General features: G+C 47.5%; 16 protein-coding genes. 9 read left to right on the plus strand and 7 right to left on the minus strand.

The window, feature by feature from the left end:
* Nucleotides 1-22: 22 nt before the first annotated feature.
* Nucleotides 23-1,171 (minus strand): GGDEF domain-containing protein, encoded by a 1,149-nt coding sequence (locus tag NOG12_RS10020; protein WP_313933172.1) that lies wholly within the window; start codon nt 1,169-1,171, stop codon nt 23-25.
* Between the two features lie 63 nt (nt 1,172-1,234).
* Nucleotides 1,235-2,527 (minus strand): alkaline phosphatase family protein, encoded by a 1,293-nt coding sequence (locus tag NOG12_RS10025; RefSeq protein WP_313933173.1) that lies wholly within the window; start codon nt 2,525-2,527, stop codon nt 1,235-1,237.
* Nucleotides 2,528-2,763: 236 nt separating this feature from the next.
* Here NOG12_RS10025 and NOG12_RS10030 point away from each other — a divergent pair, with 236 nt between their 5' ends.
* Nucleotides 2,764-3,564 (plus strand): GNAT family N-acetyltransferase, encoded by an 801-nt coding sequence (locus NOG12_RS10030; protein WP_313933174.1) that lies wholly within the window; start codon nt 2,764-2,766, stop codon nt 3,562-3,564.
* Here the strand turns inward: NOG12_RS10030 and NOG12_RS10035 are convergent.
* Genes NOG12_RS10035 through NOG12_RS10045 form a run of 3 tightly spaced genes read right to left on the minus strand, consistent with a single transcriptional unit; the run spans nt 3,545 to nt 6,194 of the window.
* A complete protein-coding gene (locus NOG12_RS10035) occupies nt 3,545-4,288 on the minus strand; it encodes a LytR/AlgR family response regulator transcription factor (protein WP_313933175.1) in 744 nt (247 codons plus the stop codon). The genes NOG12_RS10030 and NOG12_RS10035 overlap by 20 nt on opposite strands.
* A 1-nt stretch (nt 4,289) precedes the next feature.
* A complete protein-coding gene (locus tag NOG12_RS10040) occupies nt 4,290-5,390 on the minus strand; it encodes a sensor histidine kinase (protein ID WP_313933176.1) in 1,101 nt (366 codons plus the stop codon).
* Between the two features lie 27 nt (nt 5,391-5,417).
* Nucleotides 5,418-6,194, minus strand: a complete 777-nt coding sequence (locus tag NOG12_RS10045) for a hypothetical protein (RefSeq protein WP_313933177.1) — start codon at nt 6,192-6,194, stop codon at nt 5,418-5,420.
* Between the two features lie 216 nt (nt 6,195-6,410).
* Here NOG12_RS10045 and NOG12_RS10050 point away from each other — a divergent pair, with 216 nt between their 5' ends.
* Both NOG12_RS10050 and NOG12_RS10055 read left to right on the plus strand, forming a co-directional pair.
* Nucleotides 6,411-6,803 carry a BlaI/MecI/CopY family transcriptional regulator gene (locus NOG12_RS10050; RefSeq protein WP_313933178.1) on the plus strand — a complete coding sequence of 131 codons (393 nt, stop codon included), beginning with the start codon at nt 6,411-6,413 and terminating at the stop codon, nt 6,801-6,803.
* Entirely contained in the window at nt 6,797-8,002 is a 1,206-nt protein-coding gene (locus tag NOG12_RS10055) for a M56 family metallopeptidase (RefSeq protein WP_313933179.1), read from the plus strand. Before NOG12_RS10050 ends, NOG12_RS10055 begins: the two co-directional genes overlap by 7 nt.
* Before the next feature lie 20 nt (nt 8,003-8,022).
* Here NOG12_RS10055 and NOG12_RS10060 read toward each other — a convergent pair whose 3' ends face one another.
* Nucleotides 8,023-9,549, minus strand: a complete 1,527-nt coding sequence (locus NOG12_RS10060; protein ID WP_313933180.1) for an acetyl-CoA hydrolase/transferase family protein — start codon at nt 9,547-9,549, stop codon at nt 8,023-8,025.
* A 158-nt stretch (nt 9,550-9,707) separates the two neighbouring features.
* On the opposite strand from NOG12_RS10060, the gene NOG12_RS10065 reads away from it, so the two are divergent.
* The 3 genes from NOG12_RS10065 to NOG12_RS10075 all read left to right on the plus strand — a co-directional run bounded on the left by NOG12_RS10065 (nt 9,708) and on the right by NOG12_RS10075 (nt 13,110).
* Nucleotides 9,708-11,228: a phospholipase D family protein gene (locus NOG12_RS10065; RefSeq protein ID WP_313933181.1), complete on the plus strand. Its 1,521-nt coding sequence runs from the start codon at nt 9,708-9,710 to the stop codon at nt 11,226-11,228.
* A 173-nt stretch (nt 11,229-11,401) separates the two neighbouring features.
* Nucleotides 11,402-12,820, plus strand: coding sequence for a M28 family peptidase (locus tag NOG12_RS10070; RefSeq protein ID WP_313933182.1), 1,419 nt, complete (start codon nt 11,402-11,404; stop codon nt 12,818-12,820).
* 11 nt (nt 12,821-12,831) lie between these two features.
* Nucleotides 12,832-13,110, plus strand: coding sequence for a peptidylprolyl isomerase (locus tag NOG12_RS10075; RefSeq protein ID WP_313933183.1), 279 nt, complete (start codon nt 12,832-12,834; stop codon nt 13,108-13,110).
* Nucleotides 13,111-13,114: 4 nt separating this feature from the next.
* On the opposite strand, the gene NOG12_RS10080 is transcribed toward NOG12_RS10075, so the two are convergent.
* Nucleotides 13,115-13,657: a helix-turn-helix domain-containing protein gene (locus NOG12_RS10080; protein ID WP_313933184.1), complete on the minus strand. Its 543-nt coding sequence runs from the start codon at nt 13,655-13,657 to the stop codon at nt 13,115-13,117.
* Nucleotides 13,658-13,853: 196 nt separating this feature from the next.
* Between NOG12_RS10080 and NOG12_RS10085 the strand changes: the two genes are divergently transcribed.
* The 3 genes from NOG12_RS10085 to NOG12_RS10095 are packed head-to-tail and all read left to right on the plus strand — an operon-like array spanning nt 13,854 to nt 15,137.
* Nucleotides 13,854-14,459 (plus strand): hypothetical protein, encoded by a 606-nt coding sequence (locus NOG12_RS10085; protein WP_313933185.1) that lies wholly within the window; start codon nt 13,854-13,856, stop codon nt 14,457-14,459.
* 1 nt (nt 14,460) lies between these two features.
* Entirely contained in the window at nt 14,461-14,667 is a 207-nt protein-coding gene (locus tag NOG12_RS10090) for a helix-turn-helix domain-containing protein (protein WP_313933186.1), read from the plus strand.
* Between the two features lie 11 nt (nt 14,668-14,678).
* Nucleotides 14,679-15,137 carry a VOC family protein gene (locus tag NOG12_RS10095; RefSeq protein ID WP_313933187.1) on the plus strand — a complete coding sequence of 153 codons (459 nt, stop codon included), beginning with the start codon at nt 14,679-14,681 and terminating at the stop codon, nt 15,135-15,137.
* The last annotated feature ends 101 nt before the right edge of the window (nt 15,138-15,238 follow it).

Genomic DNA, 15,238 nt, shown 5'->3' on the forward strand with positions numbered 1-15,238 from the left:
GTTTTATGACAGTTATGAAAGCTTAGCCAATGGCTCTATTTCTGCCAGCTTCTTTGGCTTGATAAAGATGCTTGTCAGCGATGTATAACAGCTTTTCACTGATAGCCACAGCCACCTCTGGCGTAACCACGGTGTCATTATCTGTAGGAATTGAGGATGTCGCCGCTTGTTCTGAAATAGCTGCTGGTACTACAAAAGGTTGTTGTGGATGATAGGTCGCCACCCCGATACTGGCGGTAACCGCAACGGTTACCTGCTGTTGGTTAGCGCCCCTGTAAGTATGTTCTTTCTGCAACGCCTTAATAATGCGCTGGGCCAAATAGAGCGCGGCGCTTGCCTCGGTATTCGGACACAGCAGCAGAAACTCTTCACCTCCCCAGCGCCCCAGCAAATCCGTGTTACGCGACAGGTTTTTCAACAAGCTTGCCAAGTGCACTAACACCGCATCGCCCATTAAGTGCCCGTGGCTATCATTAATGTTTTTAAAGTGATCAACATCCAACAGCAACACTGACACAGGCTGTTGAGTGCGATGCGCCAGCGCCACCATCTGCTTAAGGTTATTATCTAAATGCAGACGGTTATAAACGCCTGTTAGCCGGTCTGTAATCGATAGTTTGCGTAACTTGTCGTATGCACGTTGACGAGAACGCTCGTAAAAACGAAACAGTAAAATATGCGCCAGACCAACCTCGGCGAAGTTAAATAAAGCACCTAAACCTAAATGTCCTGGCACTCCAATTTGCAGTAATTGGTACAGGTACCAACCACAATAAATGAACACCAGCCCAGTAAGGATAGTTGCAGCTCGCGAGCCCAATAAGAAAAAGCTGATGGGGGGTAAAATAGTCACCCAAACCAAGGAATAGTTTTCTGCTTCAGATAAATCAATAAACGCCAGCAGGATGGTGATTAGCGTGAGTACCAAGGCCCAACCTGCTACAGCAAGGTTGCCACCTCGATACACGTAGAGGAAAATGCTAGTGGCAATGACGAACCCGATAAAATCATAAACAGCAATATAGGCAGCATCAAACAAGGTGATGTTGAGTAAGCCAATCGCGCCAAAATACAGCACCATCAACAATGCAATCGCATAGATCAGCGTCAGCTGATTGTAACGCGGGTCATTACTATCGATGTCACTATGATACTTACGCCAAAAATTCATCGCCAAGTCTTATTGTTATTGTTCTTAACTCATATCTTTACTGCATGTGCCCTGATTGCGCAATCATTGCGATTGATTTTTTTGCGTTAGAGTTACAATCGGCGCTAACACGTCAGCCTTACCATCAATAGGTGTCATCAGCTCTAACCCAAGGAGTTGCGCCATAAATGGATAAACATGAATATTACTGAAGCGCGGCAAGGTAACCCCACTCGCGAGTGCCGGCCCCGCGGCAACAAATAAGCCATCCATTTCGCGGTTAGAATGAAACCCGTGAGTGCCGCCATCAGCACGTCGCTCGGGCGGCCGCGAGGTAAAAGTTACCGGCGCTTGCGTCGCTAACACAATACTTGGCTTGCGCGGCCCTGCGGTTACCCCCAGCTCGGCTAACGTTGCCTCAGATTCAATCCAAAAACCCAAGTGGGTCAACTGTTCAAGCTGCGCTTTCAATTCATCTACTTGGACCGCTGTAGTCTCATCGTTGGCATAAATCATAAACCGAGTTTGCGCATTTTGTGTTTCAAACAAGTCGCTATCCACAGGTAATTGACCGACGTCTATCATGCGCTCGGCTTTAATATCAGACATCCCATGGTCGGACACCAGAATTAGATTAACCGGCACCTCAACTTCAGTTTGCAAACGCAGCCATAACTCACCAATCAGCTTGTCGATGTATTGCACGGATTTCTTCACTTGAATGGATTCAGGCCCAAACTGGTGCCCCATGGTGTCGACAATAGAAAAGTACCCAGTAACAAACCGCGGACGCGCCTCAGCAGGCAGCTTTAACCAAGCAATGATTTGGTCAATCCGTTGTTGGTTTGGTGCAGGTGTACTGTAGTTAAAATAGTAACTGGGGGTGCGACCATTGATTCTGGCTTCAGACTCCGGCCAAAAATAAGACGCTGCCTTTACTCCCTGAAACTCTGCTAGGTTCCAAATTGGCAAGGTGGTTAACCAACTACTATCCTTGGCGCCATCACCCATTTTGTAGCGCTGCTTGCGCTCGGTATCGTAAAAATTATTATCCACAATGCCGTGCTTAGAGGGATATTGGCCGGTCACAATCGATAAATGATTTGGAAAGGTTTTAGAAGGATAAACAGGTATTAGACCATCGCTACGCACACCTTGCTCAGCTATCTTAGCGATATTGTTGGCACCATGCAGCTCAATGTAATCATGCCGAAAGCCATCAATCGAGATCAGCACCACAGTTTGTTCGGATAGCGAGTTATCCGCTGCCGTTGGCCCGCGCGCCCCTGTGGTGCCACTTTGAGCGCAGCCGGCGAGAGTAACCAGCAGCAGCACGCTAGTTTGCAATGACAGCAATGGTCGCATAAATTTTTTCAAGAGCTTTTCCTCAAACATCAAATGAATCTTATCCACAGGCGAAAATAGCACAGCTTTATGACAGTTAAATGCTAATTAGGCGCATAAAATGAACGGCAGAGCTCAAACAAGTTGCCCATAAGGTCATTTCAGACAATTAACCCTAATAAAATCATGGATAAGCCGAATTTGCCTTTTACCCCTAATTATTTATGTTTATTATCTACCTATCTCGCAGCAACAATAAGCTCGTACCCATGCAAAACAGCACCCAGGTAAAGTTATTAAAAAGCGCCATGATTTTAGGGATCTGCCTGCTGATTTGTGGGCATTTAGTGTTGGCAGCAACCTTCGCTAGCGATAGTATTGGCCATCAAGGCTTTATTTTGGGCGCCGCACTTAGTGCTTTTGGCGTGGTGTTATCGTTACCCACAAAAATTTACTTAACGTTGGTACTTATGGAACACGAAGAAGGTTCAGATAAGCGTTTTACTCGCTCCGCTGATGGTCAAGCGCTTGGCAGCAAATCACGTGCTCACCTGCGTACCGCCACTGAGTACGATGCCAAACGCTTAGCCGAACTGGCCGAGCGAACTTTTCGCGATACTTTCGCCGCTGATAATAGCGCTGCTGATATGGATCAGCATTGCGCCAGCCAATACAGCGAAGCTATTCAGCGTGATGAAATCAATGATCCCAACCGATTAACCTTGCTCGCTATTATTGACGCTCAAATAGTCGGCTTTGCGCAATTGCGCTGGGGCCAAACCCCTGCCTGTGTATCAGCTAAGTCAGCAGCTGAAATTCAACGCTTGTACGTAGATAAACCTTGGCATGGCAAAGGCGTAGCACAAGATTTAATGCAAACAGCTTTAGCCAAACTAAACCAACGCGGGCACGACGTGGTGTGGCTAGGCGTGTGGGAGCATAACCCACGTGCCATCGCTTTTTACCGCAAACTAGGCTTCACTGACGTGGGCGAACACCTATTTCAACTAGGCAACGATCCTCAGCGCGATATCTTGATGGCGATGCCGCTTAACGAAGCCATTCGTTAAAAGCCGCGGTGCGACTCTGACTGGTTTTCAGTTGAGCACCGCAGGTTAGCGTGATAGTTAGCGTGTTTTTACAATACCTTTGTAGGCTTTGTACGTGCTCACGCTGTACTAATTCGCTGCGATTAATCCGAAAAAATGGATAATCAGCCAAAGCTTGTTCAGCCGCTTGCAGTGAGCTGAACGATAAAAAATGACGTTTCGCTTCACGGTCAAAAGCCATCACTAAGCCGCCATCAGCTTGAACGTGAGTAATCTCCCCTATATCAAGAAAATACACCTGTTGATGATGCTTGATCGCAAGCCGATGCTGCTTATATAAAGCGCCAGCGGTGGCATTCACAGCTTTAGGTTTAGGCACGCTAAGAGCACAAAATTTTGCCCAGGCTTGCTCTAGTTTCTGACTGTTGTACGGTTTAAGCAGGTAGGCTATACCCTGACTTTCAAACGCTTGCAGCAAAAAATCGTCGTAGGCAGTTATGAAAATAATCGGACAAGGCTGCGGCTGCTGCTGATACACCTCAAACACATTGCCATCGTTTAACTGAATATCCGAAAAAATCACCTGCACCTTATCTTGTGACGCTTGTTCGGTGAGCCACTGGCGAACCTGAGCCACACTTTCAAGCTCACGCACCACCCGAATAGACGCATCTAATTGGTTTAACAAACGTTTTAGTTTGCTGCGAGCTAATGGTTCATCTTCAATAATCACGGCGTTAATCATGCTAGCTAACCTCTGTTGAAGACTGGCTAACTAGAGGCACCCTCACACTGAAGCGTTCGGGCCCCGCCACAACCTGCACCGGGTAGCCGCACATATGGAGACACTGCTGAGAGAGGTTTGCCAATGCGGTACCATTATGCTGTTGCTTAGGTATACGATGAGCTTGAATCATGTTATCCACAATGAGTTCGTTATTCTGCAAATACACATGAATAACTAAAGGGTTATCCACATTGGCTTGGTTGTGAACTAAAGCATTTTCTAGCAAGATTTGTAAGCTAAAAGGGGGTAAACATAATCCCTCAACTTGCTCGTCATCAACATGCCACTCCAACTGATAATGAGGGCCTAATCTTGCTTGCATAAGCGCAAAATATTTTCGCCCAAACTCAATCTCTTGGGCTAAGGGTACCAAGGCATCACCGGTATGCTGTAAAGCTTGGCGATAGATATCAGCAAAATCATGTAAAAAGCCGCTGGCACGTTCAACATCAAGCACCATCAACTCATCTAAGGTATTCAATGAATTGAACACAAAATGTGGATTAAGCTGCGCTTTAAGCTGCCGAATATGGGCCTGAGCCAGCTGTTGCTCGTGCTGCTGTTGCGCCTCGCGTAATGCCGTTCGATATTGATTCAGGCTACGGCTGTGGGTATAGGCCAAGTACAAGCCACCAAAAAGTATCACGTTGATGAAGGCTTGCAGGTTACCTTGCAGCACTTGCAGTTGCGAGAAGTTACGATCAATATTGCCAAATAGAGCGGCTATGGCTAGCCCCAATCCGTTATAAAACAACAAATAAAGCACCACTGTGCTTACCGCAGCCATCGCATAGGTTGCGGCAGACGGCGGTGCCACCGGCTGTAGCTGGTGAGTAACGCCATCCGGGGCCAAACTGAAACGCTGCAGACTCATCCGCACCAAACTAAAAATAATCAGCGCAGCAATGAATTCAGCTACGGGGCCTTCTGGGGTAAAAGTATACCAAGACAGCATCCCGCTGCTTACACGGTTATAAATCACCAGCAAATAACACAACAAAAAGACCAGCACCAAAAAGGTGCGGTCTATTTGTAAAAATTGACACCAACGTCTTAGCATAGGGTCGGCCCTTATCTGTCAGAAAGCCTATTGCGGTGCCTGCTCGGTAGCAGCGCCAGCCGTCCACGAATGAGTAATTTCACCTGCGGCATTAAAGAACTGTAACTGCACTTCGTCCTGCTCGTCTACATAAAACATAGCGCGCGGCGACCCATCGCTGGCAAATAAGAATAAGCCGTTATTCGCTTGGCTCGTTTTTCCTAGCAGTACTCGTGTAGCGCCGCCTAAATAACCTTGCTGTTGATATTCCATGTATTTTTGTCGGCGTAATTGACGGTCTTCTATTTGCGCCAGTTCACGCTGAATGTCACGCACCTTTTGTTGTGTTTCTAACTCAGGACGGTCGTTAAAAGCTAATCCTGAGCGTACGATACGGCGCTCACCACGCTGCTCATCTACCGTTAATAATTGCATCACTTGGTCGCCATCGTACTTATCAAAAGTTAACGACATGCCCGCACTGTGACCCTGCTCGTTACGGCTGCCATCAAAAATAAAGCCACCAGCCTCCATGCCTTCTTCGTTGAAAAACAACATGCCTGCTCGTTTTTTACGATCTTCGTTAAGAATACGTCCGTTCACTTCTTCGGTTACCGGAAAGCGCTCAGTATTGGTCAGCAAAAGCTTAACGGTTCCGTCCGCTTCTACTACATTCAAACGCTCTACCGAAAGGGTTTTAAAATGCGCCGTTGTCGCAGGTTCTGCTGGTTGCTGAAGCAACTGCTGTGCACCTAAAGTTGCCGACAAAGCCAAACTAACTAAGCTAACGAGACCAAAAACTTTGACTTGAGTTTGTGTGTTCATGATTGATTCCTTGTGAGTTGTTGTGCTGTTGAGGGCAAGTATTAACGCCCCTACCTTCAACCCGCCAGCAACATCTCACCAGCTAAGGAATAATGCTGACGAACTAAGGAATCCAACCTAATCCCCCAGTTAATGAATGAAAATAATCCCTTGATCTTTTTGATTACAGGTGTAATCTCAAATCAAAGATTACATTTGTAATTGAGGATAACAGTGATGACTGAACCCGTAGAAATCTCTAATGCCGAGCTCGTTATTTTGAATGTATTGTGGCAACAAGCCCCGTTACTATCTGCTGATATAGTGCTGCGGGTGCAACAACAAGAAGATTGGCATGAGAAAACCATAAAAACGTTACTTAACCGCCTAGTAAAAAAAGGCGCATTGAGCTTTGAAAAAGACGGCCGCGCCTATCGCTACAGCCCCATCCTTGCACAGCAAGATTATCAACAGCGAGCCGGTTCAAAGCTCATTAATAATTTGTTTGCCGGTAGTGTCGCTGGGTTAGTTGCCGGTTTTGCGCAACAGGGTCAGCTTAGCGATCAGGATGTCGCCCAACTGAAGGCCATTATCGCTGAGTGGGAGCAACAAGAGGACTCGTCATGCTAACCTCCAGTGTTCTGCTCATAACCCTTTGCACCTCAGTGCTGTGCGTTATTTTCACCACGGGCCATCAGCGCCTGTTGCGTCACTTGGGGCCACGTTCCTTGTATCTACTTTGGGCTTTGGTGCCTATCAGTTACCTAGCTATTGTTGCTGGCCCTTGGCTTGGCGAAAGCCTCTACTGGGTTTTACAAAAGCTTGGTTTGAGTACGGCTGCACAGGCCCTACAAAGCTATACCGCCCTTTGGGCTACCCCTACTGAGCTAGTTAGTAAGAAGGATGCTTGGATGCCATTAATTAGTGGCGTTTGGCTGCTAGGCGTAGCTCTTATGCTGAGCCTTATTGGCTTGGGGCAATGGCGCTTACAGCAGCTACCCAAGCAGAACCGATTGGGCCTTACTGTGGCCACCACTGCGCCCGGAACAAGCCCCGGCGTATTTGGTTGGTGGCGTCCAACCTTGCTATTACCCACGGATTTTAATAAACGCTACAGCACTCTCGAGCAACGATTAATACTTAGGCATGAGCTGACTCATTGGCGGCGTCATGACACCCAAGCCAATCTCCTCGCTTGGTTGTTGCTCAGCGTGCAGTGGTTTAATCCATTGGCTTGGCTTGGTTATCAGCGCTTTCGTGCCGATCAAGAATTAGCCTGTGATGCTGATGTGCTTAGTCAGCATCGCACCTCACCGCAGCATGGGGTTGGCTATGCCCATGCTTTACTCAAAACCAGTACCAACCGAGCTTGGGGTGGCCCTGTCGTGAACCCTTGCAGTACTCATTACGGTTATCAACAAGGGAGATTTAATCTCATGAAAGAACGCATTCAAACACTACAGCAGCACCACCCCTTACGAAAGTTCCCCCTAGTGCTTGCTGCCGTGGGAATGGTTAGTGCAAGTATGCTCTGGCATACGCCAGCTATTTCAACGCCTACCCAAGCTGCGGCTGCAGAAACCATCACACCGATTGTCCGTATTAATCCTCGCTACCCGGAAGCGGCAGCAGCCGAGGGGATTGAAGGCTATGTTGAGGTAGAATTTCGGATTGGAAACGACGGCAAGCCGGTGGATATTAAAGTGCTGAAGTCACAACCAGAGGGCGTGTTTGATGATAATGTTATCGCCGCATTACAGCGCTGGCGGTATGTTCCTGGCAAAACCGACCAACCTCTGCAACTACGAATTGACATGCGCTTACCCTAAGCGCATGTCATTCAGCTAGCCTAGGCGTTAGGCTTCATAGTACCTATTTGCTCGAAGCGTTCGTGCCAGCTTAACGCCTCATTCAGCAAGTGCGGTGTGTGCATGCCACGGCCACTCGCACAAGCCCGCTCAAAGTAATCTAATAACTGCTCTTTAAAATCAGGGTGGGCACAGTTATTGATGATAGCCAAGGCCCGTTGACGCGGAGCTAACCCACGTAAGTCAGCCAAGCCTTGCTCAGTGACGATAATTTTAACATCGTGCTCCGTATGATCGACATGCGACACCATTGGCACAATCGACGAAATTTTGCCGTTTTTCGCGGTAGATGGCGACATAAAGATCGACAAATAGCCATTTCGGGCAAAGTCACCTGAACCACCAATACCGTTCATCATGCGCGTACCCATTACGTGGGTTGAGTTCACGTTGCCATAGATATCCGCTTCGATCATACCGTTGGTAGCAATAACCCCTAAGCGCCGTGCCACTTCAGGATGGTTACTAATATCTTGTGAGCGCAACAGAATTTTTTGGCGATAAAATTCGATGTCTTTATCAAACTCTTCAATGCCTTCTGGGCTTAATGAAAAAGCCGTAGCCGATGCCATGGCTAAGGTGCCCGACTTCAACATTTTTAACATGCCGTCTTGAATGACTTCGGTGTATGCCGTTAGATTTTTATAAGGACCACTATCAAGCGCCTCTAACACCGCGTTAGGAATGTTGCCCACGCCTGATTGCAACGGCAACAGACCTTTTGGCAAGCGACCCAATTTAATTTCACGGTCAAAAAACTCGAGAATATGTTCGGCAATCTTACGCGACGCATCATCTGGCTTTTTAAATGGCGTGTTACGATCGGCAGCATTCGTCTCAACAACCGCCACCACCTTCTCAATCGGACAGCGTAAATAAAGCTCGCCAATGCGCTGGCCTGGTTCAGTCAACATAATCGGCTTACGGTTAGGCGGTAACGCCGCACCATAATAGACATCATGCATGCCTTCCATGCGTGCGTTTTGCTTATGGTTAACCTCAAGGATGATTTTATCAGCTTGCTCAATCCAGGTTTTGTTGTTACCCAGCGACGACGAGGGGATCAGAGAACCATCTTCACGAATACCTACCACTTCAATAATGGCGATATCCATCTTGCCAAAAAAACCCGACCAAGCGTATTGAGCTACTTCAGAAAGGTGATAGTCAGCATAATTCATGGTGCCATTATTGATGCGTTCGCGACAAATAGGATCGCTTTGAAACGGCAAACGCATTTCGATACCATCTACTTCTGCCAGCTTGCCATCTAATTCAGGCGCAGTTGAAGCTCCGGTTAACACATTAATGCGAAAGGGCTTACCACCAGCCGCATTATGCGCTTTAATTCGCTCAGCGAGGGCTCCTGGTACGGCTTTGGGATAGCCAGCGCCAGTAAAGCCACTCATCCCAACGTTGGCTCCTGCAGGGATCATGGCCGCAGCGGCTTCAGCAGTAGTCACCCGTTGTTGTAACGCTGGACATAAAATTCTAGATTCTGTAGACATAGTTGTACCTGTATTGTTAACTCACAAGACTGCATTCTTTGCTAATTAATGGCTATGCAGGTATTCAAAGCGCGCTATTCTACGCCTTAATGTAGGGGTTTAGGTTGGTCTTAGACTAAAGTCTAACACCGCGCACCGTGGTAACTAAGGCAATCACCATGACCATGTTTCGAGTATTTTTGTTATCACTATTATTGTTCTGCTGTGCAGCATGCACAGGTTTACCTGATCTAACTCAGCGCGAAGCCAGCTACGCTTTCAACTTGGCACAAACTCAGCATAGTCGTTTGGGGCAACGCATTCTTCCCGTACTAGAGGATCACTTAGCCACAAGCTCTTCGCAACAAAGTGCCGTGGTGATGTTAGCCGATGCAGAACAAGCACTCGCAACCCGCTTACTGTTAACTGCGCAAGCAGACGTAAGTCTTGATTTGCAATACTATATTTGGCGTAACGATAGCTCAGGCCAACAATTACTCGAGGCCATCTATGCTGCAGCTGAACGTGGGGTAAGGGTGCGCTTGTTGATGGACGACTTACATTCGCGTGACGCCGATGTCTGGTTTGCCTACCTCAATCAACACCCTAATATTCAGGTGCGCTTATTCAACCCGTTTATTCCACGTTTTTCGCGTGCTCTTGGGTTTATGTTTGATTTTTCGCGAGCCAATCGGCGCATGCACAATAAATCATTTACTGTTGATAACTTGGCCACCATTGTCGGTGGCCGCAACATCGGCAATGACTATTTTGACCGCACGGACGGTTTTTACTTTGCCGACCTTGATGTACTCGCCATGGGTCCAGTTGTTAACGCTGTTTCAGACGATTTTGATGAGTATTGGAATAGCGATTCAGCTTACCCCTACGAACTCCTCCACCCACCGGCCAATAGCCCGCGACAAGGCCCTCCTAATAACGACTTGGCAGACTTAGTGACACCGCAGCAGGTTAGCCTAGACAAGCTTATTCAAGCCAAGCGCTGGCAATGGGCTAACGTCGCCATGATCAGTGATAGCCCCAACAAGGGGCTTGGCACTGCAGCACCTGAGGAACTTATTACCGACGCCCTCACCCGAGCCATAGGTTCCCCTGAACAACAACTTCTCTTGGTATCACCCTATTTTGTGCCTACTGCAGCTGGTGTAGATGCACTTGCCACCATCGCCGCAAAGGGCGTTGAAGTAAAAGTACTCACCAATGCCTTTGCCACCACCGATGTGGCGATTGTTCATTCAGGTTACGCCAAACGGCGGCGCGCTTTATTAGAAGCTGGTATTCAACTGTTTGAAATGCGCCCCAATAATGGCAGCTCTGATCCCACTAAAACCGGCGCATTTTCTAGCTCAGCTTCAAGTTTGCATGCCAAAACGTTTGCCGTAGATCAGTACCGTATTTTTGTCGGGTCATTTAATTTTGACCCGCGTTCGGCTAGGTTGAATACTGAGCTTGGATTTATTATTGATAACCAGCATCTAGCGACACAACTCGCTGAAACCTTTACCAATAACGTACCCTACAGCAGTTATCAGGTGCTGCTAGACGAAGATGGCCACATGTACTGGTTAGAACGACGTCCTGAAGGCAACATCAGACATGATCAAGAACCCCAAACCAGTTGGTTTCAGCGCTTTGCCTCCGGCTTTTTTGGCTTGTTGCCGATTGATTGGCTGCTATAGGGGCAACAACAAAAGAATCGAGCCTATCCAAACAGAGTGAACGCTCCTATACTATTTATCGTATATTGTCGCATCTAACCCGTTATTGAGCGTATTTTGCTAGCGCAAGAGTTAGACAACTAGGCCCATTAGAAGCAAAGTAAGACAAACTAATACAACAACCAGGGACTCTTATGAACAGATCTTTGCGAACCCCAACCAAACGTAAATGGCTACCAGCTTTAGCTCTAGCGCTAAGTAGTGGCAGTTTGGCGTTCAGTGTCGGCGCGATTGCAGCCACAGATAAGCAACCAGAAGCAGCCGAGCAACAAAAGCTCCACGACATTGCAGCACAAATAAACGCCGATAATATCGAGCGCGATATCACTAAACTAGTTAGCTTTGGCACCCGTCACACCCTTTCTGAAACCGAATCAGATACCCGTGGTATTGGCGCTGCCCGACGTTGGATAAAAGCCGAGTTTGAACGCATCTCCGCAGACTGTGGCGGTTGTCTTGAGGTCTACTTTCAAAGTCGTGTGATCAGCGGTGAACCGCGTATTCCAGATCCTGTTGAAGTAGTCAGCGTTATTGCTGTGCAACGTGGCACCAGCGATCCTAATCGTTACGTGATCATGTCTGGTGATATCGACTCACGCGTTAGCGATGTGATGGACTACACCTCTGATGCCCCAGGTGCCAACGATAACGCCTCAGGCGTAGCTGGTACCCTCGAAGCCGCCCGAGTACTGAGCAAGTATCAATTTAACGGCAGTATTGTTTACGCTGCTTTAGCTGGCGAAGAGCAAGGCTTATTTGGTGGTCGGATTATGGCTGAGCAAGCCCTCGCCGATGGCTGGTTTATCGAAGCCGTATTAAACAACGACATGATTGGCAACATCGAGGGCATTAACGGTGTGATAGATAACACCACCGCCCGTATATTTGCTGAAGGTACGCGCATGGATGAACAGCCCAACGAGGCTAACCGTCGCCGCTTTACCGGTGGCGAGGTTGATTCACCTACCCGCAACGTGGCGCGCTACATCGACCAAATCGCTGATCGCTACATTCCAAACTTAGACACCATGGTAGTGTATCGATTAGACCGCTTTGGCCGCGGCGGCCATCATCGCCCGTTTAACGATTTAGGTTTTCCGGGTGTGCGCATTATGGAAACCAACGAAAACTACAATCGTCAGCATCAAGACCTCCGCACTGAAAATGGCATAAAATTTGGCGATACCCTAGACGGAGTCGATTTTGACTACGCCGCTAAACTGACCGCGCTAAATGCGGTATCATTAGCAAGCATGGCATGGGCCCCAGCACCGCCAGCTAATGTTGCTATTGCCGGTGCTGTGCAACCAAGCACCAGCCTCAGTTGGGACAAGGTACCAGGCGCTGCCGGCTACAAAATTTACTGGCGCTATACCGATCAGCCACAGTGGCAATTTAGTCGCTATGTAGGCGATGTTACTCAATTCACCTTAGACAACGTGGTGATTGATAATTACTTTTTTGGTGTTGCTAGTATCAGCGCAGATGGCTATGAAAGCCCAGTCGTCTATCCTGGCCCGGCGGGCGCCTTCCGTGTAGGTCGTGATAACTAAGGAACCAAGCTATGGCACGCGCACATGCTCTGCATATTTTAGTAAAAACCCGTGAAGAAGCGGAAAAACTAAAGCAGCAATTGGCCAGCGGCAAGAAGTTCGCTGACCTTGCACGTAAGCACTCACTTTGCCCCTCCGGCAAAAAAGGCGGTGACTTAGGTGAGTTTGGGCGCGGCCAAATGGTGCCAGAATTCGATAAAGTGGTGTTCGGCAAGCCCACCCTAGAAGTGCATGGGCCGATTAGAACCAAATTTGGTTGGCACTTGATAAAAACGCTGTCGCGAAGTTAAGAAATTACTGACCAGAGGACCGTTCGGTAGCTGGCGGCTGTTCTGGTCGCGGCATGGCCCAGTAATACATGACGATTAGTATCCCAAAAGGCACCAACATCATCAGTTGCCACCAAGGGCTCTGCCCTGCATCGCGCAGACGGCGCGTAGATACGGCTAAAAACGGCAACAACAATACAATAGCCACCATGCTCATTAAAACCGGATGAATGAACTCCACTAAACCCAGCACCAGCACAAAAAGCACAAAGAACCACCAAAACTCATAACGTGTTGAGCGGCCACTAAAGTCATCAAAATTCTGCAAACTTCCCCAAACGCTTTGCAGCACAGCATTTTTTACAGGGGCACTATCGCTGCTGGTCAACTCATCAACCGACACTTCAAACACTGCTGCCAAGGCTTTAGCGGTTTCTAACGAAGCCGTACCGCGTGTTTCTATGCGCTGAATAGTGCGCAGGTTAACACCGCACATTTCACTAAGCTGTTCCTGTGACCAATTACGCTCGGCACGTAATTGCTTTAATCGGTTTGAATTAATGTTCATGATGCGTATTCCACAAAATAGTTAGCCACAAGTTACCACATTCAATGAAATTAACTACGGCATCTTTACGGCACACAAGGTGGCGGCTGGTTTTGTATAAATCAAAAGTCATTTAATTTATGTTTATCATAAAATATTTATTGCAAAACGTTTATTTCGCGTCTATTTTATAAACACATCAATTTGGAGATAAACCATGGATAACACCAAATACAAACTCGCCGGCATTGCCGCTATAACCCTCGCGGTATTGTTTCCAATTTATTGGATAGCCACTTTCGGATTTATTATCGATAACGCTGAAATGGCCTTCCGCGCTGATTTTCTTGAACTGAGTGGTTGGGATATTTTATTTGTGGCCATCGGCGCACTCGAAATTTACGTGTATTTCAGTCTCAGTAAGTACTTTCGTGACCAAATTGGCGGCGGGTTGATTGCCAATATGCTGTTGGCCATGGCGTTTTCTGTTGCCCTATTTCATAGCACAGTTGCCGTTGATATTTTGCTTGGTTTGGGCTTATTTCCCAGCATAACGGAAACCATCATTGACGTAACCTTAGTTGCTGGCATTGTGTTTTTATTTCTCTATTGTTTTGCACTTATTGGCATGTGCTCAGCTATGCTTGCGCGTTTTATTGCGCTACCCACCACGCTCAAACTATTTGCGGTTGGCATGCTTATTGCCGCAGTACTGCAATTAACGCTTGTACTTGCCGTGGTTAACATCGTTTTGTTTCCGGCGCTGATGTTACTATTGGCTTATCATTTTTTAACCGACGAACACGCTGTCGAAGTAGTTTAATATGGCCATTCAAATTAACTTAGATGTTGAATTAGCCAAAAACAAAATGTCGCTTACCGAACTATCTGAGCGCGTTGGTGTGTCCATGACTAATTTGTCGCTGCTGAAAACAGGCAAGGTAAAAGCTATTCGATTCAGCACATTAGAATCAATTTGTCGTGAGCTTAACTGCCAGCCTGGTGATATTTTGGTGTATCTTGACCAATAAAAGGACGAAACATGAGCAAGCTAAATAAAACCATTGCTGCGGCGCTAGCTGCGGGCATGTTAACCACCGCCGCTGCAGCCGATCGCGAAGCCGTGTTAAGTTTTGGTGGAGTATTTTTTAAAGCGGAAAACCCTGCAGCGTTAGCCAAATGGTATGAAGAACATTTAGGCGTAAAACAAAAGCCTAAAACCTACGAAGAACAGCCATGGGTGCAGGCCGGTGGCAGCACAGTGTTTGGTGTGTTTAATAGCAAAACCAAATATTTTGGTGCTGACGTTCAGCAATTTATGTTTAACTTTCGGGTCCGCGACTTAGATGCCATGGTGGCTCAATTGCACGAAGCCGGCATTGAAGTGAAAGTTGACCCGGAAACTTACCCCAACGGCAGATTTGCGCGCTTAGCAGACCCTGAAGGCAATCCCATTCAGTTATGGCAGGAAATGACGCCCGAGCCGGCCACAAACCAATAAACTATTCGTCGCCCTATTCGTCGCCCTATTCTTCACCTAAAAAGCGGGGGTAAGCGGATTAAATGGTTGATCTTACCTTTGCATGAGAGTGAGACAGACCG

The organism is Pseudidiomarina fusca (genome assembly GCF_032227045.1).
Classification (GTDB): domain Bacteria; phylum Pseudomonadota; class Gammaproteobacteria; order Enterobacterales; family Alteromonadaceae; genus Pseudidiomarina; species Pseudidiomarina fusca.

What these genes read in the sequence shown, in the direction of transcription:
- NOG12_RS10020 (WP_313933172.1), bottom strand. Translation starts at nt 1,171, where the DNA reads ATGAATTTTTGGCGTAAGTATCATAGTGACATCGATAGTAATGACCCG.
- NOG12_RS10030 (WP_313933174.1), top strand. Translation starts at nt 2,764, where the DNA reads ATGCAAAACAGCACCCAGGTAAAGTTATTAAAAAGCGCCATGATTTTA.
- NOG12_RS10035 (WP_313933175.1), bottom strand. Translation starts at nt 4,288, where the DNA reads ATGATTAACGCCGTGATTATTGAAGATGAACCATTAGCTCGCAGCAAA.
- NOG12_RS10040 (WP_313933176.1), bottom strand. Translation starts at nt 5,390, where the DNA reads ATGCTAAGACGTTGGTGTCAATTTTTACAAATAGACCGCACCTTTTTG.
- NOG12_RS10045 (WP_313933177.1), bottom strand. Translation starts at nt 6,194, where the DNA reads ATGAACACACAAACTCAAGTCAAAGTTTTTGGTCTCGTTAGCTTAGTT.
- NOG12_RS10050 (WP_313933178.1), top strand. Translation starts at nt 6,411, where the DNA reads ATGACTGAACCCGTAGAAATCTCTAATGCCGAGCTCGTTATTTTGAAT.
- NOG12_RS10055 (WP_313933179.1), top strand. Translation starts at nt 6,797, where the DNA reads ATGCTAACCTCCAGTGTTCTGCTCATAACCCTTTGCACCTCAGTGCTG.
- NOG12_RS10060 (WP_313933180.1), bottom strand. Translation starts at nt 9,549, where the DNA reads ATGTCTACAGAATCTAGAATTTTATGTCCAGCGTTACAACAACGGGTG.
- NOG12_RS10065 (WP_313933181.1), top strand. Translation starts at nt 9,708, where the DNA reads ATGACCATGTTTCGAGTATTTTTGTTATCACTATTATTGTTCTGCTGT.
- NOG12_RS10070 (WP_313933182.1), top strand. Translation starts at nt 11,402, where the DNA reads ATGAACAGATCTTTGCGAACCCCAACCAAACGTAAATGGCTACCAGCT.
- NOG12_RS10075 (WP_313933183.1), top strand. Translation starts at nt 12,832, where the DNA reads ATGGCACGCGCACATGCTCTGCATATTTTAGTAAAAACCCGTGAAGAA.
- NOG12_RS10080 (WP_313933184.1), bottom strand. Translation starts at nt 13,657, where the DNA reads ATGAACATTAATTCAAACCGATTAAAGCAATTACGTGCCGAGCGTAAT.
- NOG12_RS10085 (WP_313933185.1), top strand. Translation starts at nt 13,854, where the DNA reads ATGGATAACACCAAATACAAACTCGCCGGCATTGCCGCTATAACCCTC.
- NOG12_RS10090 (WP_313933186.1), top strand. Translation starts at nt 14,461, where the DNA reads ATGGCCATTCAAATTAACTTAGATGTTGAATTAGCCAAAAACAAAATG.
- NOG12_RS10095 (WP_313933187.1), top strand. Translation starts at nt 14,679, where the DNA reads ATGAGCAAGCTAAATAAAACCATTGCTGCGGCGCTAGCTGCGGGCATG.